We start from the raw sequence: 18,898 nt of genomic DNA on the forward strand, positions 1-18,898 counted from the left end.
TGGTGTGATCTTCGATCCAGGTGGTGGCGGATGCGGGTAGGCAAGCTCACGGCATTGACGGCAGGGGCGGCGCTCCTGCTCGCGGGATGCGGCGGCGGGGACACGGCCGGTGGCACGGGCGAGAACGCGCTCCCCGGCGTCGACCAGTTCCTCAACGCGCCCTGTCCGGAGGCGGCGGTGAAACCCGCGACGGACAAGGAGTTCACGTACTGGTCCATGTGGACGGCCGACGAGCCGCAGGGCAAGGTCCTGCAAAAGGCCTTCAAGTGCTTCACGGAGAAGACCGGCGTCAAGGTCGACGTGCAGTGGCTGGGCCGCAAGGCCTACACGCAGAACCTGGTGCCCGCGCTGAACACCGACGCGGTGCCGGACCTGTTCGACCAGGACGTCAGCAAGGTCGGCGCGGCGATCATGACGCCGGGCGGCACGCAGAGCGTCGACGACGTGTTCGCGATGAAGGTCGGCGAGGGCGACAAGACCGTCAAGGACGTGCTTGCGCCCAGCTCGTACGACTTCCCGCAGAACAAGGACCGCGAGGGCCACAACTTCATGGTCCCGTACACGATCCAGTCGAGCGCCTGGTGGTTCAACAAGGACACCGCCGGTGACATCCAGCAGCCGAAGACTATGGACGAGATGATCGGCCTGTTCGACAAGGCCAAGGCCGACGGCAAGGCCGCGATCAGCCTCGACGGCGACATCCCGTTCTACAACATGTACTTCTACACCCAGCTGGCCGAGCGGTACGTCGGCGCGGGCGGGCTGTACAAGGCGGCGACCGACAAGACCGGCCAGGCGTGGAAGACCGAGCCCGGTTTCCTCAAGGCCGCCACCGAAACCGCGAAGCTGCCCAAGTACTTCATCGACGGCTGGGACGCGGCGAAGTTCCCGCAGGTGCAGCAGCGCTGGGCCGACGGTGACTCCCGCTTCCTCTATGTCGGCAGCTGGGCGCCGAGCGAGACCCGTGAGTACCTGGACAAGCAGGGCGCCGGGACGAAGATCAACTACAGCTCCTTCCAGTTCCCGATGCCCGATGGCGCGACGCACGACACCGTCGAGCAGATGTCGATCGGCTTCTCGGTGACCAAGAAGGCCAAGCACGCCGAAGGCGCCAAGGCGTTCATCGCCTACTTCCTCAACAAGGACCTGCTTTCCGGGATCCCCGCGGTGGCCGACAACCTCGTGCCGCGCGCCGACCTCGCCGTGCCGGACGACCTCAAGCAGGTCAAGGCCGCGATGGACGACCCGAAGAAGGAGCACGTCCTGCAGTACGACGGGATCGACGGCGTCGCCGGTGGCAAATGGCAGACCGACGTCTTCGACCCCGCCGACATCGCGCTGCTGAAGGGGAAGCTCACCCCGGAGCAGTTCGTGGACCAGCTCGCCGTCAAGGGCGCTGAGTTCTGGAAGAACCAGGGCTGATGGCCACGGTCACGACGAAGGCACGGGCGTTGAAAGCCGGGGCTCACCTGGGCCGCAAGAAACGGCTGTTCTGGCCGTTCGCCGCACCCGCGCTGGCGCTGTACCTGGTTTTCCTGGTGCTGCCGACGATCGCGACCGTGGTGCTGAGCTTCACCAGCTGGGCCGGGGCGGGGGACACGCCGAAACCCAACGGTGTCACCAACTACACACAGATGGTGGCGAGCGACTCGTTCCAGTACGCCTTCGGCAACACGCTGATCTACGTGTTCCTCGGCGGGATCGGCACGTTCGCCCTGGCGTTCCTGTTCACCATGGTGCTGCGGGACATGAAGGGCGGGAAGACCGTCCGCGCCATCCTGTTCTTCCCCAACATCGTGGCGCCCGTGGCACTCGGGATGTTCCTTGGCTTCGTCTTCAAGTACCAGCCGGGGAAACAGGGCCTGGCGAACTACGTGATGGAGAGCCTCGGCGCGGACGCGGCGAAGTTCCTCGCACCGTCCAATGTGACCGGTGTGGTGACGGCGTCGCTGATCTGGGCGAGTTCGGGTTTCTACATCACCATCCTGATGGCCGCGGTCGACCGGATCCCGCCGTATCTCTACGAGGACGCGGAACTGGGCGGTGCGTCGCCGTGGCAGAAGTTCAGGAACATCACGCTGCCGATGACCTGGGACGTCGTCGGCGTCGCCGGGGTGCTGTGGACGATCAACGCGCTCAAGATCTTCGAGCTGGTGTTCGTGCTGGCAGGACCGGGCACCTACGCCCCGCCCAACGAGGCGTGGACGCTGGGGATCTACGTGTTCGACCGGACCTTCGGCTCGAACGGCACCCCGGACTTCGGCGCCGCCTGTGCCTGCGCGGTGGCGATGATCGCGCTGGTGTCCGTGCTCGTCGTCCTGCTCCGCCGTTTGATGCGCCGTGACGCGATCCAGTTCTGAGGGAGACGACATGCCCGTCACCGACGTCGAGGCGCCCGCGCGCCCACCGGCGAAACCGGTGCGCAAGCCGCCGCGCAAACCGCGCCCGGCGCCCGGCTCGCGACGGTTCAGCCCGTTGCGTGTCCTGGGTTCCACCATCGTGTGGCTGTTCACCGCCGGCAACATCCTGGTGCTGTACTGGCTGCTCACCGCCTCGTTCAAGACGCCGGTGGAGATCTTCACGAAGCCGTTCGCCTTGCCGTACCAATGGTTCCACAACGGCAAGCCGTTCCGGAACTTCAGCTACGCCTGGAACAACGCCGGTTTCGGCGACGCCGTGCTGACCACCGTGGTACTGGTCGGGCTCGCGACGGTCGTGACGGTCGCCGTCTCGGCGCCCTGCGCGTACGCCCTGACCAGGCTGGGCGTCCGCGGCTCCGGGCCCATGACCAACGCGGTCGCGATCGGGATGGGCGTGCCGTTCCAGACCGTGATCATCCCGCTGTTCGTGGTGCTGAGCAAGATCCACCTCGACAACGAGTACGGCCTGTTCGTGCTGTACGTGGCCCTGTCGATCCCGTTCACGGTGTTCCTGATGACCGGCTTCTTCCGGTCGCTGCCGGACGAACTGGAGGAGGCGGCCGCACTCGACGGCGCGTCGCCGACGCGGACGTTCTTCTCGGTCATGCTGCCGCTGACGCGCGGCGGCATGATCACCGCGCTGACGCTGAACGCCATCGGCTTGTGGAACGAGACGCTGTTGGCGATCGTGTTCCTCAAGGACCAGGCCCATTTCACGCTCTCCCGCGCGCTCTTCACCTTCTACGGAGCCGCGAGCTACCAGTCGGAGTACGGCGGCCTGATCGCCGGGGTGGCGATCGTCGTGCTCCCGATGCTCGTGCTCTACCTCGTGCTCGCCCGCCGGATCATCACCGGCCTGACCCTCGGCGCCGGAAAGTAGGACCTGATGGCCACCGTGACCTTCTCCGATACCACGCGGTTCTACGCCGGGGTGGAGCGCCCGGCCGTCGACGGCCTCGACCTCGAGGTCACCGACGGCGAGTTCCTCGTCCTGGTCGGCCCGTCCGGCTGCGGCAAGTCGACCACGCTGCGGATGCTCGCCGGGCTGGAAGGCGTCGACGACGGCTCCATCCACATCGGCGACCGCGACGTCACCGAACTGCCGCCGAAGGACCGGGACATCGCGATGGTGTTCCAGAACTACGCGCTCTACCCGCATATGACGGTGGGGGAGAACATCGGCTTCCACCTGAAGCTCGCCAAGATGGCCAAGGCCGAACGCGAACACAAGGTGCGCGAGGCCGCGGCCGTGCTCGACCTGACCGAGTACCTGGACCGCAAGCCCGCGAAGCTGTCCGGCGGTCAGCGGCAGCGTGTCGCGATGGGCCGGGCGATCGTACGGGAACCGAGTGTCTTCTTGATGGACGAACCACTGTCCAATCTGGACGCCAAACTCCGGGTGCAGACCCGGACCCAGATCGCGTCCCTGCAGCGGCGGCTGGGCATCACGACGCTGTACGTCACACACGACCAGGTCGAGGCGATGACCATGGGCGACCGGGTCGCCGTACTGAAGGACGGGATCCTGCAGCAGTGCGACACGCCGGTCGGGCTGTTCGCGCGGCCGGTCAACGTGTTCGTCGCCGGGTTCATCGGCTCGCCTGCGATGAACCTGCTGGAGACCACTGTGGACACCGACGGCGCGCTCGTCGGCGGGACCCGGCTCCCGCTGACCCCGGCACAGCGATCCGCCCTGACCGGCCCCGGCGTCGTCGTCGGGGTCCGTCCCGAGGGCTGGACGATCGGGGACGGTGGCTACGAGGCCGTCGTCGAGGTCGTCGAGGAACTGGGCAGCGACCAGTACCTCTACTGCCGGGACGGCGACCGCGTGCTGACGGTGCGCACTCCGGGCATGGCCCCGTGGCAGCGCGGCGAGCCGATCTCGCTGGCCCCGCGACCGGGCTCGGTGCACCTGTTCGACGCCACCACCGGTGACCGGCTCCCCGACGCATGACCCGCCTGTACCGCACCGGGCTGGTGCTCCCCTCCGCCGAGCTGGGGCCGGAGAACCCGTTGCCCCCGCTTCGGAAACCCGAGGCGGTGGCCAAGGTGGCCAAGGTGGCCAAGGTGGCCAAGGTGGCCAAGGTGGACGAGCTGCCACCGGACCTGGCGGAGGGCGTCGGGTACGGCCGCCTGGACACCACGCTGCCCTGTCCGCTGCGCGACGGCTACACCCGCGAGCGCACCGAACGCGAGCTTCCGGCCCTTGTGCTGGAGAACGACCGGCTTCGCGCCACCGTGCTGCCGTCGCTGGGCGGGCGGTTGTATTCGCTGGTCCACAAGCCGTCCGGACGCGAACTGCTCTACCGCAATCCCGTGTTCCAGCCCGCGAACCTCGCCCTGCGGGACGCCTGGTTCGCCGGCGGTGTCGAATGGAACCTCGGGAGCACCGGGCACACCACGCTGACCTGCGAGCCGATGTTCGCCGCGGAGATCGACGGCCCGGACGGCACACCGGTGCTACGGCTGTGGGAATGGGAACGCACCCGCGATCTGCCGTATCAGCTCGACTTCTGGCTGCCCGCCGAGTCCGACCATCTGCTCGTGGCGGTACGGCTCCGGAACCCGCATCCCTACGACGTCCCAGTGTACTGGTGGTCGAACATCGCGGTGCCGCAAAACGAGGGCACCCGGGTGCTGGCTCCCGCGACGCAAGCGTGGCATTACGGCTATTCGGGACGGCTCGATCTCGTCGACGTCCCCGGTGAGTTGACCTACCCGGCCCGCGCCGAAGCCGCGGCGGACTACTTCTTCGAGGTGACCGGGAGACCCTGGGTCGCGGCCGTCGAAAGCGACGGGACGGGCCTGGCCCAGCTGTCCACCGATCGGTTGCGTGGACGGAAGCTGTTCCTGTGGGGCGAATCCGACGGTGGGCGTCGCTGGCAGGAGTGGCTGGCTCCCGGTGCGGGCGGCTACCTGGAGATCCAGGCGGGCCTGGCCCGGACCCAGTTGGAGCACCTGCGGCTGCCGCCGGGGGAGAGCTGGGACTGGCTGGAGGCCTACGGTCCGGTCGCCGCTGATCCGGCGGCGGTGCACGGGGACGACTGGACGGCGGCTCGCGAGGCCGTCTCCGCCGGGCTGCCGACGGCGGAGGTGCTGGACGAGTACCACGACGCCTGGCGGAAGATCGCCGACGTCACCCCGGAATCCCTCCTGGCCACCGGTTCCGGCTGGGGAGCGCTGGAGAACCGGCGGGCGCCGATGTGCCTGCCCGGCACGCCGTTCCCGGACGCTTCGCTCGGCCCGGACCAGGCGCCGTGGCTCGCGTTACTCGACGGAACGCCGCCGGACGGGGATCCGCTCGCGGTGCCCCCGCCGACGCTGGTGAACCGGTACTGGGCCGATCTGATGGAGTACGCCCCGAAGAACTGGCTGACCTGGTATCACCGCGGCGTCGCGCGCTGGGCGGCCGGACGGCACTCGGACGCGGTCCGTGCCTGGCGCGAGTCCGTCTCGGCGGCCGAGAACCCTTGGGCGCTGCGGAATCTCGCGGTCGCCACGGCGGGACCCGAGGCCGCGTGGCTGTACCGGCGAGCGGTCGCCCTCGCGCCGTCACTGCGTCCTCTCCTGGTCGAGGCGATCGCGGCGCAACTCGCCGCCGGGCGCGCGGGAGAAGCGGCCGAGTTGCTGGACGGCCTTCCCCTGGAGGGGCGGATCGCTCTACTGACGGCCCGCACCCGCCTGGCGCGAGGGGACATCGCCGGGGCCAAGGCCGTGTACGACACCGGTTTCGAGGTCGCGAACATCAGGGAAGGAGAAACGTCTCTTTCGGACACTTGGGCGGCGGTTTCGGACGAACCGCTGCCGGCACAGTACGACTTCCGAATGAAGTGACGGCCGGGCCACTTGACCGGCGTGCCGCACGCGGCGGACAGCCGTGATGCAGCATACTGCTCGAAACAGTGGCCAACAGCGCAACGTCATGCGTGATAGGCCGCAGCGAGCTAGGAGTGGCGCGGATGGCCCGGCACGAACGGCTGAGCACCCTGCTGGACCTGCTGGGGCAGCGGGAAAAGATCGACGTCGAAGACGTGGCCGAGGAGTTGAACGTCTCCGCGGCCACGATCCGGCGCGACCTCGACCACCTCGCGGAACAGCAGTTGCTCACCCGTACCCGTGGCGGCGCGGTGGCCAACGACCTCGCCTACGACCTGCCGCTGCGGTACAAGACCGCGCGGCACGTGCCCGAGAAGCAGCGGATCAGCGTCGCCGCCGCCTCGCTGGTGGCGCAGGGCATGGTGGTCGGCCTCAACGGCGGGACGACGACGGCCGGGGTCGCGCGATCGCTGGCCACCCGGTCGGATCTGGCGGGCCTGCGTGATTCGCCGGGGCTGACGGTGGTCACCAACGCGCTGAACATCGCGCACGAACTCGCCGTGCGGCCACATGTGAAGATCGTGGTCACCGGCGGGGTCGCGCGCCCGCAGTCGTTCGAACTGAGCGGCCCGCTGGCCACGCGCGTGCTCAGCGAATTGACCATCGACCTGCTGTTCCTCGGTGTCGACGCCTTCGACGCCGAGGCAGGCGCTTTCGCGCACCACGAGGGTGAAGCGAGCATCAACCGGCTGATGGTCGAGCGGGCGGAACGCGTCGTCGCGGTCGCCGACGGCTCGAAGCTGGGCCGTCGCGCGTTCGCGAGGATCTGCGCGACGCCGCAGGTGCACGCCCTCGTCACTGATTCCAACGCCGACCCGAAGACGCTGCGTGCTTTCGAAGCCGCGGGGGTCGAGGTTCAGGCCGTCTGACTTTCTTTGTGAGGTAAGGGGTTCTTGTCGGTTTCGCAGCCGGCGGGAGCCCCTTTCGTCGTTGTCGGCACGAAGGGACCCGACGAAAGCCGGCAGCACCGTTTCGGCGGATGACTTTGCGCGAACAGTGCGCTATACCGAGACCATATTGCGTATTCTGCGCGAAAGGTGTCTTGAGTGAGCAGAGTTGCGCAATCGCTGAGTTGTTTGGCCGCAGTAGTCCTTCTCGGACTTTCCCCGGTCGCCGCCCACGCCGATCCGGCCGCGGCGCCGGCCCGGCAAGCTGGCTGACCTAGTGGTCCGTGAAGGCCTCCTTGAGGGACTCTGGGTCCCTCAAGGAGGCCTTCACGGACGGTTATCGAACTTCAAAGCCGCACAGTAGCCCCGGACCAGGCAGAATCGACGGGTGCGCATCGGAATCGTTCGGGGTCTCGCGGTCGCCGTCCTGCTCTCCGGTTGCTCCGGCGGGGAACCGACGCAGCCGCCCGCCAAACCCGTCTACGACCTGCCCGCGCGGGAGGTCCGCCCGGACGAGACCGCCCTGCACCTGCCACCGGCGCTCAACGGGGAGACCGAGTTCTCGCTCCTCGGCTTGGCCGCCGGACTTCCCAGCCTCACGGGCAGCCACACCGAATTCGAGGCGAAAGGACAATTCGTCCGCCTTCGGCTGGTGGTGACCGGAAAAGGCGTGTCCGGAATCCTCTTCGACACCCGGCGACAGCAACTCGTCACCGAGTCCGGCGCCGTGATCGCGGTCGACAACCAGGCCATGACGATCAAACGGCAGCCCGACAAGTTCGAACTCGGACGCGGTGTGCGGGTCGAGTTCGACCTCTACTTCGACCTCCCCAAGGAGGCGAAACCCTTGGTACTGCGGGCTTTCGGCGGTCCGACGCTGACCGACATGAAGAACCTCACCGGCACCGACATCAAGTTGGCATGACAAAGGGGCCCCGCCGCGGAAAGCGGCGAGGCCCCTGCAAGGCGTCAGACGCCGAGGTCGCCACCGAGGTAGGCGGCCCGCACCTTCGGGTCGTCCAGCAGCTCGGTGCCACGAGCGCTTTTGACCACTACACCGGTCTCCAGCACGTACGCGCGGTCGGAGAGCTTCAGCGCCTGCTGCGCGTTCTGCTCCACCAGCAGGACCGTGGTCCCGCGCTTGTTGATCTCGCGGATGATGTCGAAGATCTGCGCGATCAGCATCGGCGCCAGACCCATGGACGGCTCGTCGAGCAGCAGTACCTTGGGCTTGGTCATCAGCGCGCGGCCGATGGCGATCATCTGCTGCTCGCCACCGGACATCGTGCCGCCGAACTGGGTCTTGCGCTCGTTCAGCCGCGGGAACAGCTCGTAGACCTCGTCGAGGTCGGCCTTCAGGTCGTCCTTGCGGGTGTAGGCACCCATGAGGAGGTTTTCCTGCACCGTCATCCCGGGGAACACGCCCCGGCCTTCCGGTGACTGGCCGATCCCGAGTTCGACCCGCTTGTGGCCGGGGGTCTTCGAGATGTCCTTGCCGTCGAAGAGGATCCGGCCGCTGGTCAGCGGACGCAGGCCCGAGATCGTCTTCAGCGTCGTGGTCTTGCCCGCGCCGTTGGCCCCGATGAGCGACACGATCTCGCCCTCGCCGACCTCGATGGTCATTCCCTTGAGCGCGGCGATCTTCCCGTAGTGGACGTTGATGTCCTGAACCTCAAGAAGCATCTTCCGCCACCCCCAGGTAAGCCTCGATCACCTTTTGGTTGTTCTGCACCTCGTGGGGAAGCCCTTCTGCGATCTTCTGGCCGAAGTCGAGCACGGCGAGCCGGTCGCTGATGTGCATGACCAGGCTCATGTCGTGCTCGATGAGCAGCACGGTCCGGCCGTCGTCACGGATCTTGCGAATCAGCTGCTGCAGCGAGTTCTTCTCCGCCGGGTTCATGCCGGCGGCGGGCTCGTCGAGCAGCAGCAGCTTCGGGTCGGTCGCGAGCGCACGCGCGATCTCCAGACGGCGCTGGTCGCCGTAGGAGAGGTTCTTCGCGGTGTTGTGCTCCACGCGCCCGATGCCGACGAAGTCGAGCAGTTCCCGAGCCAGCTCGCGTCCCCGCTTCTCTTCCCTGCGGTGCACGGGCAGGCCCAGCGTCGCCGAGATCGCGCCGGTCTTGTGGTGCGAGTCGGCACCGACCATCACGTTCTCGAGCGCCGACATGTTGTGGAACAGCCGGATGTTCTGGAACGTGCGGGCGATTCCGGTCTGGTTGATCTTGAACCGCTTCATCCCGTCGACCCTGGCGCCGTTGAAGCGCACGTGGCCTTCGGACGGCTGGTAGACGCCGGTGACCACGTTGAACACGGTGGTCTTGCCCGCGCCGTTCGGCCCGATCAGGGCGAAGATCTCACCCTGGTTGATGGTGAGGTTGACTTCCTTCAGTGCCGTGACACCGCCGAAGCGCATCGTCACGTTGTCGAATTCGAGCAGCGCGCTCATTTCGTCACCTCCGCCGAAGCCTCGGAATCCGGACCCGCGACTTCGGCGCCCATGGCACCCATCCCGCCCGTTCCTTCATGTAGTTCCGCCTTGCGCTGCCGCGACGGCAGCAGACCCTCCGGCCGCAGCGCCATCATCAGCACGAGCACGAAACCGAAGATCAGGATGCGGTACTCGGACAGGAACCGGAACCGCTCCGGGAGCCAGGCGACCAGGAAGGCACCGAGGACCACGCCGGGCAGGTTCCCCGCGCCACCGAGCACGACCGCCGCGAGGATGGTCGCCGACAGGATGAACGGGAAGTTGTTCGGCTCGATGAAGACGGCCTTGCTGGCGTAGACCGCACCGGCCATGCCGCCAAGCATGGCGCCGATGGCGAACGCCAGCAGCTTGAACTTGAACGTCGGGACGCCCATCAGTTCGGCGGCGTCCTCGTCCTCGCGGATGGCCGCCCACGCCCGCCCGACCCGGCTCCGGTGCAGCCGCACCGAGAAGACGATCGCGACCACGATCGCTGCCAGGACCAGGTAGTAGTACGGCGCCGGGTCGAGCAGGAACTCGGCACCGAACATCGGCTCCGGGTGCGGGACGTTGGTGATACCGCGGGAGCCGCCGATGCTGTCGGTGTTGACCGCCGTGATCCGGACGATCTCACCGAAACCGAGCGTCACGATCGCCAGGTAGTCACCTCGGAGCCGGAGTGTCGGCGCACCGAGGATCACGCCCGACATCGCCGCGAGGAAGATGCCGAGTACGAGGCATCCCCAGAAGCTCCAGCCGTATTTGGTGCCCATCACGGCGAGGGTGTAGGCGCCGATCGCGAAGAACGCGACGAACCCGAGGTCCAGCATGCCCGCGTGGCCGACCACGATGTTCAGGCCGATCGCCAGCAGGATGTAGATCCCGACCGGGAAGATCAGGACGGTCGTCCAGTCCGAGTCCGGCGACATGATGGAGCCGATCGCCGGTGCGGGCAGGATCAGCGCGCCGATGATCAGGGCGAGGTAAACGCCATAACGCTGCCAATGCGGAGCGCGAGCCCACCAGTCCCGCAGACCGTCGACGGGGTGAAACCCGGCGCGCGCGGGCTTTCCGTTTTCTGTAGACACTTCTTCGTCGCCCTTCATGCGCGTGCCCGCTGCAGCGATTCACCGAGGATGCCGGTGGGCCGGAACATCAGGACCAGCACCAGTACCACGAAGGCGGTGACGTCCTTCCATTGTGAACCGAAGAAGATCGAACTCCAGTTCTCCACCAGACCGAGTACGAGGCCGCCGAGTAGGGCACCGCGCAGGTTGCCGATGCCGCCGAGCACGGCCGCGGTGAACGCCTTGATGCCGAGAAGGAAGCCGATGCGGTAATCGGTGTTCTCGTACTCCATGACGTACAACGCCGCGGCGACGCCCGCCATCGCGCCACCGAGCACGAAGGTGAGCCGGACGATCTTGTCGATGCTGACACCCATCAGCACGGCGGCTTCGGGATCCTGTGCCGTGGCACGGATACCGCGACCGAGGCGGGTGCGGCTGACCAGCTGGTCGAGGACGACCATCATGATCACGGCGCCGACGACGACGAACACGTGGTCCGTGCGCACGACCCCGTTGCCGATGTGGAACAGCTCCTCGTGCGGGATGAACCGCGGCGCGTTCTGTTGCACCCGACCGGATTTCCCGGTGATCCACTCGATGATCTCGAGGCCGAACAGTTCCTGCAGGAACAGCGAGGCGCCGATGGCGGAGATCAGGGCGGCCAGGCGGGTCGCGCCCTTCTTGCGGAGCGGCCGGTAGGCGACTTGCTCCAGCACGACCGCCGCACCGCCGGATACGGCGGCCGAAGCGATGATGATCAGCAGCAGCACGGCGATCATCCCGAACACGCCGAGCGTGATCGGGGCGGTGCCGCCCGCGATGGTGATCAGGACGAACAGGGACGTGACCGTCCCGATCATGAAAATCTCGGAATGTGCGAAGTTGATGAGCCGGAGCACGCCGTAGACCATTGTGTAGCCGAGGGCGATGAGGGCGTAGATGCTTCCGGCGACCAGTCCGCCGATGGTGCTACCGAGGAACTGGGCTTGCAGATCTTGAAGCATGACGTGGATGCCTTACGGGACGGGGCGAGGATTCTTTCGCCACATTTGCGGGAAGCGGGGGTGCTGTGCACGCACAGCGCCCCCGCTTCCGTTAGGTGTTCCTACCTGCTCCGTCAGCCGTTGAGCTTGGCTTCGGTCGAGATGCCGAGGTTCTTGAGGACGCCACCGGTGACCTGGTAGATGTTGATCGCGTCCGTCGACGGTTCGCCGTTCTCCTTGAACTTGACCTGCTTCGAGGCACCCTTGAAGTCGATCGTCTTGAGGGCCTCGTTGATCTTCTCCGAGGTGGTGTTGCCCGCCTTGACCGCGTTGATGATGGCGGTCGCGGCGTCGTAGCCCTCGCTCGAGTAGATCGCCGGGTCGGTGTTGTACGCGGCCTTGTACTTGGTGCTGAACTCGTCGCTGGAGCCGGGGTCCGGGATGTTGCAGGGGCAGCCGACGACGGCCTTCTCGGCGGCCGTGGCACCCGCACCGCTGACCAGCTGAGCGTCGAGCGAACCGTCACCGGTGGCGAAGGTGGCGGTCACACTGCCGTCACGCAGCTGCTTGAGCAGACGGCCACCCTGGGCGTAGTAGCCACCGAAGAGGATGATGTCCGGGTTCGCCGCCTTGACCTTCTGCACGGTCGAGGAATAGTCCGACGCGTCCTTGGCGAACTTGTCGCGCTCGGTCGGGACGTTCTTTTCCTTCAGGGTCTTCTCGAAATTGTCAGCCAGGCCGACACTGTATTCCTGGTCGTCCGAGATGACGTAGGCCTTCTTGGGCGACTTCGCCGTGATGAGGAAGTTGGCGATCGCCGGGCCCTGGCTGGCGTCGCTCGCGACGACGCGGTGCCAGTACTTCCAGCCGTTCGAGGCGAGGCCCGCGTTGGTGGCCGACGGCGAGACACTGGGGATCTTGCTCTGTTCCAGCTGACCGCCGATGGCCTTCGACTCACCGGAGAAGGCCGGGCCGATCAGCGCGGTGATCTTGTCCTGGCCGACGGCGGTCGCGATCAGCGACGTCGCCTGCTCGGGCTTGCCCTGGCTGTCATACTCCTTGAGCTCCAGCTTCGTCGCCGGATTCGTCTTGTTGTACTCGTCGATAGCGAGCTTCGCGCCGTTGCGGGGCGGGATGACGATCCCGGAGTTCTCACCGGTGAGGTCACCCATGAACCCGATCTTCAGCGTGCTGCTGTCACCGCTGCCGGACGAGTTGCTGCCGCCAGCGCAGCCTGCCAGCGCAAGCGACGCAGCCGCCGCGACGGCGAATACCCGTCCAAAACGCACTCCTGACACCGACTACCTCCCATGACCAACCAGCCGCCGGTAGGCGTTGCCCCCGACACAGGGGCTAGGTTAGGGCAGGAAGATATCCCCATACGCCATGATCTGCACAGACGCCCATCACTCTGTGTCCACATCGTGACGGTCGAAACCAGCACGAATTGCACGAAAAGGCGAATGTTGCCGATTGACAGGTCTTCGCTGGTCACGCTGGGGATTCACCGTTACCACGTCGATCATGCTCGTAGGTCAGAATCATGTTTCGGCCGCGTATCTCGCGCTTTGTCACTACCTTCGAGGGCGTCCGTTCGCCGTAGCGATGTTGCCCCAAAGGGCGTCAAGCTTGCCCGCTCTTCTCTTCCGCCTTGACAACCGATGGTTGTCGTCGAGGCCCGAACGGCTGTTGGATCACTGCCCCGACCTCACGGTTAGCTGTTCCCAGAGCAGGAAACACCGAGTAAGAACTGGGAGAAAATGACGATGAGTGTCGAACTGAGCGGAGCGATCGAAGGCGTGGCGGCGGGGGTCCCGTTCGTGGCATTGCCGCCTTCGGACAAGGAGTGCCCGGCGCCGCTGGTGCTCACCTGGCATCTGCTGGGCGCGCCGTTCAGCGAGGCGGCCATGGCGGCGGCGCTGCCGATGCGGGAGCTGCACGCGTGGCGGGTGCACCTCGGGTTGCCGCTGACCGGGAAGCGCTTCCCGGAAGGCGGTTTCGAGGGCTTCTTCCGCCTCGCGAGCGAGGACAACGTGCTCAACGTCGTCGAGCCGCTCACCAGGCAGGTCGAGGCGGAGTTCCCGGCGGCCGTGGCGGAGCTGCGCTCGCGGCTGTCCATTGAGGACGGTCCGATCGGACTGGTCGGCGGTTCGCAGGGCGGCGGGGTCGCGCTGCAGATGCTGACCCACGCCGAGATCCCGGTGGCGGCGGCCGCGCTGGTGAACCCGGTGACCCAGCTGGCGCCGGTGATCGCCGCGAACGAGCGGGTCTACGACGTCACCTACCACTGGTCGGACCGGTCCCGCGCGGTCGCGAACGAGTACGACTACGTGCGGCGGGCGGCGGAGTTGACCGCGCCGGTGCTGCTCGTCATCGGCGGGGAGGACGACGTCTCGATCACCGAGCCCGCCGAAGCGTTGCACAAGGTGCTGGGGGAGCAGCGATCCGAACTCGTCACCATTCCGGGGATGGCGCACGAATTCGCCGAGGCGCCGGGTCTCGAACCGGCTCCGCAGACGGAACACGCGAAGCTGGTCGACGCCGAACTCACGCGCTGGTTCGCCCGGCACCTAGCTGTCTGAGGTCGTCGTCCGGCAGCCAGGATCGCTCGGGATCGTAGGAGCACCAACCTTCTTCGTGGCTGGTCCGGCCCGCGAGTGCCAGCAGGCGCCGCAGGGCCGGGCCTTCGCCGCGCCGCCACACCACGGACCACGGGAACAGCGGCGAGGGCTCGAAGGGCAGGACTCGCAGGTTGAGATCGGCGGCGAGGTCCATATCGGCGCCGGCGAGGGTGACCCGCTGTTTCCCGTAACGGGTTTGTTCCAGCGTATGCCGGAGGTCGTAGCTGACGCCGGAATCGTCGATCGGAACGTCGAATTCTTTGCATAGGCGTTGCAAATAAGAAAGCCATTCGACCGGGCCGCCCAATTGCGGGATCCAGATACCTTCGTTCCTGAGGTCGGACAGCGCGAGCACGTCGTTGCCCGCCAGCGGATGTTCGGGGGCGAGCAGAGCGACCAGTGGTTCGAGCCGGACGAGCCGGTGTTCGAGCTCCGCGGGCACCTCGCGGCCGAGGTCCGCGACGCGGCCGAACGCGAGGTCGATCTCGCCGCGGACCAGCGGGTCGAGGGCGTTGGCCAGCCCGCGCCCGGCGACGCGTTCGACGGCGAGTGCGGGGTCGCGCCGGGCGATGCGCCGCAGCATGTACATGGGGGAGAGGCGCGGGTCGACGACGTCGAGCCGGGGCGGGCGGTCCCGCAGGCCCATCGCGGCGACGGCGGCGTCCGCTGCGCGGATCAGCTCGCGCGCGTGCGGAAGGAAGCGGTCACCGTCGGGGGTCAGCTCGACGAGGCGGTTGGTGCGCCGGAAGAGCTGGACCGACAGGGCGTCCTCGAGTTTCCGGATCCGCTTCGACAGTGCTTGTTGCGTCAGGAACAGGGAGTCCGCCGCGCGGCCGAAATGACCGTGGTCGGCGGTCGCGACGAACGCCCGCACCTGAGCCGTGTCGAGATCCACGCGGCACCGTCCTTCCCTGCCCGGACGAGACGAACGGGACTTCCGGTGCGATTTTGCCCTGAAAGTCCCGTTCGGTTCACGCCAGGGGCCCGGTCCAGACGCCGTGAAGGCTTCCTTCCCTACCCTCGAGGTCAGGGTCTCGGCAAAGTCGAGGTTTCACAGGTCAGGCGGTTGTTCGTCGCTGTGCGAGGCCGACGACGGAGGAATGTGACTTTGCCGGAACCCCTACCCTCGAGGTAGCGAAAGAGACCTTCACGGACTGCCGAAGCGGCTCAGGTACCCGGCGGCCGTTCCCGCACCACGCAGGTCAGCCGCGCCGTGCAGGACCGGCGCCCCTGGTCGTCGGTCAGCACGATCTCCGCGGTGACGGTCCCGCGTCCGACGTGCACCGCGGTCGCGACCCCGGTCACCCGTCCGGAGCGGACCGCCCGGTGGTGGGTGCACGAGAGTTCGAGCCCCATCGTCGCTTTGTCGGTGCCGGCGTTGAGCGCGCAGACCATCGAGCCGAGCGCTTCGGCGATGACGGCGTTCGCTCCGCCGTGGAGGAGGCCGTAGGGCTGGAGGTTGCCCTCTACCGGGATGCTGCCCACGACGCGTTCGGGACTGAATTCGCTGATCTCGAGCCCGAGTTTGTCGTTGAGCTGCTGGCCGGCGAAGGCCGGGTCGATCCCGGCGAAGGATTCGAGGGCTTGTTCGGTCACACAGAGCTCCTTAACATCGTGAACCCGCGACCGCGCTCGCGTCGCCAGGGCGCACGTTATCGAGTTTTTCTCACGTCCTGCCGACCGGCGCCCTGCCGCCCCTGATCGCGGGGCCTTCGGCCAGGCGGGTTCCTGCGCTGAGGAGCCGAGCAGCTCCGCCGACAGGCCGCAAACGACACGACAGGTAGAACTGTCAGACCCTCACCCTAGACTCGCTCCCGTGAGCCCGAGTGAGAACACGACCATTGCCAACGCCACACCTGCCACCGCACCGGCCGAGCGGCCCAAACTGCTGCTGATCGACGGCCATTCGATGGCGTATCGCGCGTTCTACGCGCTGCCCGCGGAGAACTTCAAGACGAAGACCGGGCAGACGACGAACGCGGTATTCGGGTTCACCTCGATGCTCATCAACCTGCTGCGCGACGAAGCGCCGAGTCACCTCGCCGTGGCGTTCGACCTCTCCCGTAAGACGTTCCGCTCGGAGACTTTCGCGGAGTACAAGGCCAACCGCAGTGCCACACCGGACGAGTTCAAGGGCCAGGTCGGGCTGGTCGAGGACGTGCTGAAGGTCCTCGGCATCCCCGCGCTGACCAAGGAGAACTACGAAGCCGACGACATCATCGCCACGCTCACGACACAGGCGACCGCCGAAGGTTTCGACGTCCTCATCTGTACGGGTGATCGTGACGCGCTCCAGCTGGTGACCGACCAGGTCACCGTGCTGTACCCGAAGCGCGGCGTGTCCGAGATGACCCGGTTCACCCCGGAGGCGGTCGAGGAGAAGTACGGCCTCACCCCGGCGCAGTACCCGGACTTCGCCGCGCTGCGTGGCGACCCCTCGGACAACCTGCCCAGCATCCCGGGCGTCGGCGAGAAGACTGCCGCGAAGTGGATCAGGCAGTTCGGGTCCTTCAACGAACTGATCGACAGGGTCGACGAGGTCAAGGGCAAGGTCGGCGACGCGCTGCGCGAGCACCTCGGCGCCGTGATGCTGAACCGCCAGCTCACCGAGCTGATCCGCGACGTCGAGCTGGAGGTAGGCCCGACCGGCCTCGAGTTGCGCCCCTGGGATCGCGAAGCCGTGCACGCGCTATTCGACGAGCTCGAGTTCCGTGTCCTGCGTGACCGTCTCTTCGCGACCCTGCAGAGTGCTGAGCCGGAGGCGGAAGAGGGCTTCGAGGTCAAGGGCGCGAAGCTCGCTCCGGGCGCGCTTCCGGCCTGGCTGTCGGCGCACACCGGGCAGGACAAGCCGGTCGGCCTGGCGTTCCGCACCACCGGTGCCTCGGTCCGCTCCGACCTGAAGGCCATCTCCTTCGCGGCGTCGGACGGCGAAGGCGCGTACGTCGACGTCACCGCGATGGACGTTGAGGACGACAAGGCGCTCACCGCCTGGCTGGCGGACGAGAAGATCCAGAAAATCGGCCACGAGCTCAAGGTGTCGCTGCACGCCGTCCGCGCTCGCGGATGGACGTTCGCGGGGCTCGTCATGGACACCGCGCTCGCGGCGTACCTGGTCCGCCCTGGGCAGCGCACCTTCGAACTCGACGACCTCGCCCTGCGGTATCTGCACCGCGAGCTGCGCTCGGAGGCCGACACCGGCGATGGCCAGCTGTCGCTGCTCGACGGCGGCGGCGCCGAGGACATGGAGCAGAAGGAGATCCAGGCCGAGCTGGTCAGGGCCCGCGCGGTCGCCGAACTGGCGGGCGCGCTGACCAAGGAGCTCGGGGAACTCGGCGGCGCCCAGCTGCTCGTCGAGCTGGAACTGCCGCTGCTGCAGGTGATCACCGGCCTCGAAGCGGCGGGTATCGCGGTCGACATCGAGCACCTGACGGATCTGGAATCGCATTACCTCAGCCGGGTCACCCAGGCCGCCGACGAGGCGTACGCGGTCATCGGCAAGCAGGTCAACCTCGGTTCGCCGAAGCAACTGCAGGTGATCCTGTTCGACGAGCTCGGCATGCCGAAGACCAAGCGCACCAAGACCGGCTACACCACCGACGCCGAGGCGCTGCAGAGCCTGTTCGAGAAGACCGAGCACCCGTTCCTGCAACACCTGCTGGAGCACCGGGACGCGACCCGGCTGCGCACCACGGTCGAGGGCCTGATCAAGTCGATCGCCGACGACGGCCGCATCCACACCACGCTGCTGCAGACGATCGCCGCCACCGGACGGCTCTCCTCGGTCGACCCGAACCTCCAGAACATCCCGATCCGCACCGAGGAAGGCCGCCGCATCCGCGACGCGTTCGTCGTCGGGGACGGGTACGCCGAGCTGATGACGGCGGACTACAGCCAGATCGAAATGCGGATCATGGCGCACCTGTCGCAGGACGAGGGGCTTATCCAGGCCTTCAACAGCGGCGAAGATCTGCACACGTTCGTGGCGTCGCGCGCGTTCTCACTGCCGCCGGAGGAGATCACGCCGGAACTGCGGTTCCGGGTCAAGGCGATGTCGTACGGCCTGGCGTACGGGCTTTCGGCGTACGGGCTTTCGCAGCAGCTGCGGATCTCGACCGAAGACGCCAAGGAACAGATGGAGGCGTACTTCTCCCGTTTCGGCGGCGTGCGCGACTACCTCCATTCGGTCGTGGGAGACGCGGCGAAGGTCGGTTACACCGAAACGATTTTCGGTCGCCGCCGGTATCTGCCGGACCTCAACAGCGATAATCGTCAGCGCCGCGAAATGGCCGAGCGGATGGCGCTCAACGCTCCCATTCAGGGCAGCGCGGCCGACATCATCAAGGTCGCCATGCTCAATGTGCACCGCGCGCTGACCGAGGCGAAATTGAAGAGCCGCGTGCTGCTGCAGGTCCACGACGAACTCGTCCTCGAGGTCGCCGACGGCGAGCGTGAGCAGCTGGAAGCCTTGGTGCGCCAGGGAATGGGCTCGGCCTACGAGCTGGCCGTCCCGCTGGAGGTCTCTGTCGGATACGGGCGGTCCTGGAACGACGCCGCGCATTAGGCCTCGTGAGTGG

Annotated in this window: 16 protein-coding genes; 9 read left to right on the forward strand and 7 right to left on the reverse strand. The window is 67.0% G+C overall.

The window, feature by feature from the left end; translation table 11 throughout:
- Positions 1–30 precede the first annotated feature (30 nt).
- From ACM6LU_RS16140 to ACM6LU_RS16170, 7 genes are all read left to right on the forward strand, one after another.
- Complete coding sequence (locus tag ACM6LU_RS16140) at positions 31–1,422, forward strand: ABC transporter substrate-binding protein (protein ID WP_414938482.1); 1,392 nt, start codon at positions 31–33, stop codon at positions 1,420–1,422.
- A complete protein-coding gene (locus tag ACM6LU_RS16145) occupies positions 1,422–2,360 on the forward strand; it encodes a carbohydrate ABC transporter permease (RefSeq protein ID WP_414938483.1) in 939 nt (312 codons plus the stop codon). The genes ACM6LU_RS16140 and ACM6LU_RS16145 overlap by 1 nt, the downstream gene beginning before the upstream one ends.
- 10 nt (positions 2,361–2,370) lie before the next feature.
- A complete protein-coding gene (locus ACM6LU_RS16150) occupies positions 2,371–3,300 on the forward strand; it encodes a carbohydrate ABC transporter permease (RefSeq protein WP_414938484.1) in 930 nt (309 codons plus the stop codon).
- 6 nt (positions 3,301–3,306) lie between these two features.
- Positions 3,307–4,374 carry an ABC transporter ATP-binding protein gene (locus tag ACM6LU_RS16155; protein ID WP_414938485.1) on the forward strand — a complete coding sequence of 356 codons (1,068 nt, stop codon included), beginning with the start codon at positions 3,307–3,309 and terminating at the stop codon, positions 4,372–4,374.
- Positions 4,371–6,254, forward strand: coding sequence for a DUF5107 domain-containing protein (locus ACM6LU_RS16160; RefSeq protein WP_414938486.1), 1,884 nt, complete (start codon positions 4,371–4,373; stop codon positions 6,252–6,254). Before ACM6LU_RS16155 ends, ACM6LU_RS16160 begins: the two co-directional genes overlap by 4 nt.
- A gap of 125 nt (positions 6,255–6,379) precedes the next feature.
- A complete protein-coding gene (locus tag ACM6LU_RS16165) occupies positions 6,380–7,165 on the forward strand; it encodes a DeoR/GlpR family DNA-binding transcription regulator (protein WP_414938487.1) in 786 nt (261 codons plus the stop codon).
- 406 nt (positions 7,166–7,571) lie between these two features.
- Positions 7,572–8,108 carry a hypothetical protein gene (locus tag ACM6LU_RS16170; RefSeq protein ID WP_414938488.1) on the forward strand — a complete coding sequence of 179 codons (537 nt, stop codon included), beginning with the start codon at positions 7,572–7,574 and terminating at the stop codon, positions 8,106–8,108.
- 44 nt (positions 8,109–8,152) lie between these two features.
- Here the strand turns inward: ACM6LU_RS16170 and ACM6LU_RS16175 are convergent, their stop codons facing one another.
- The 5 genes from ACM6LU_RS16175 to ACM6LU_RS16195 form a co-directional block, all read right to left on the reverse strand.
- Positions 8,153–8,866 (reverse strand): ABC transporter ATP-binding protein, encoded by a 714-nt coding sequence (locus ACM6LU_RS16175; protein WP_414938489.1) that lies wholly within the window; start codon positions 8,864–8,866, stop codon positions 8,153–8,155.
- Entirely contained in the window at positions 8,856–9,629 is a 774-nt protein-coding gene (locus ACM6LU_RS16180) for an ABC transporter ATP-binding protein (protein WP_414938490.1), read from the reverse strand. Before ACM6LU_RS16180 ends, ACM6LU_RS16175 begins: the two co-directional genes overlap by 11 nt.
- Positions 9,626–10,756: a branched-chain amino acid ABC transporter permease gene (locus ACM6LU_RS16185; RefSeq protein WP_414938491.1), complete on the reverse strand. Its 1,131-nt coding sequence runs from the start codon at positions 10,754–10,756 to the stop codon at positions 9,626–9,628. Before ACM6LU_RS16185 ends, ACM6LU_RS16180 begins: the two co-directional genes overlap by 4 nt.
- Positions 10,753–11,724 carry a branched-chain amino acid ABC transporter permease gene (locus ACM6LU_RS16190; protein WP_414938492.1) on the reverse strand — a complete coding sequence of 324 codons (972 nt, stop codon included), beginning with the start codon at positions 11,722–11,724 and terminating at the stop codon, positions 10,753–10,755. The genes ACM6LU_RS16185 and ACM6LU_RS16190 overlap by 4 nt, the downstream gene beginning before the upstream one ends.
- A gap of 113 nt (positions 11,725–11,837) precedes the next feature.
- Positions 11,838–12,992: a branched-chain amino acid ABC transporter substrate-binding protein gene (locus tag ACM6LU_RS16195; protein WP_414938586.1), complete on the reverse strand. Its 1,155-nt coding sequence runs from the start codon at positions 12,990–12,992 to the stop codon at positions 11,838–11,840.
- 471 nt (positions 12,993–13,463) lie between these two features.
- Between ACM6LU_RS16195 and ACM6LU_RS16200 the strand changes: the two genes are divergently transcribed.
- Positions 13,464–14,285 carry an alpha/beta fold hydrolase gene (locus ACM6LU_RS16200; protein WP_414938493.1) on the forward strand — a complete coding sequence of 274 codons (822 nt, stop codon included), beginning with the start codon at positions 13,464–13,466 and terminating at the stop codon, positions 14,283–14,285.
- Here the strand turns inward: ACM6LU_RS16200 and ACM6LU_RS16205 are convergent.
- Positions 14,251–15,219, reverse strand: coding sequence for a LysR family transcriptional regulator (locus ACM6LU_RS16205; RefSeq protein WP_414938494.1), 969 nt, complete (start codon positions 15,217–15,219; stop codon positions 14,251–14,253). The two genes, ACM6LU_RS16200 and ACM6LU_RS16205, sit on opposite strands and share 35 nt — an antisense overlap.
- A 272-nt stretch (positions 15,220–15,491) precedes the next feature.
- Entirely contained in the window at positions 15,492–15,920 is a 429-nt protein-coding gene (locus tag ACM6LU_RS16210; RefSeq protein WP_414938495.1) for a PaaI family thioesterase, read from the reverse strand.
- A 220-nt stretch (positions 15,921–16,140) separates the two neighbouring features.
- On the opposite strand from ACM6LU_RS16210, the gene polA reads away from it, so the two are divergent.
- Entirely contained in the window at positions 16,141–18,885 is a 2,745-nt protein-coding gene (gene polA / locus ACM6LU_RS16215; protein WP_414938496.1) for a DNA polymerase I, read from the forward strand.
- The last annotated feature ends 13 nt before the right edge of the window (positions 18,886–18,898 follow it).

The sequence above is a fragment of the Amycolatopsis sp. cmx-11-51 genome (assembly GCF_047608665.1).
Classification (GTDB): Bacteria; Actinomycetota; Actinomycetes; order Mycobacteriales; family Pseudonocardiaceae; genus Amycolatopsis.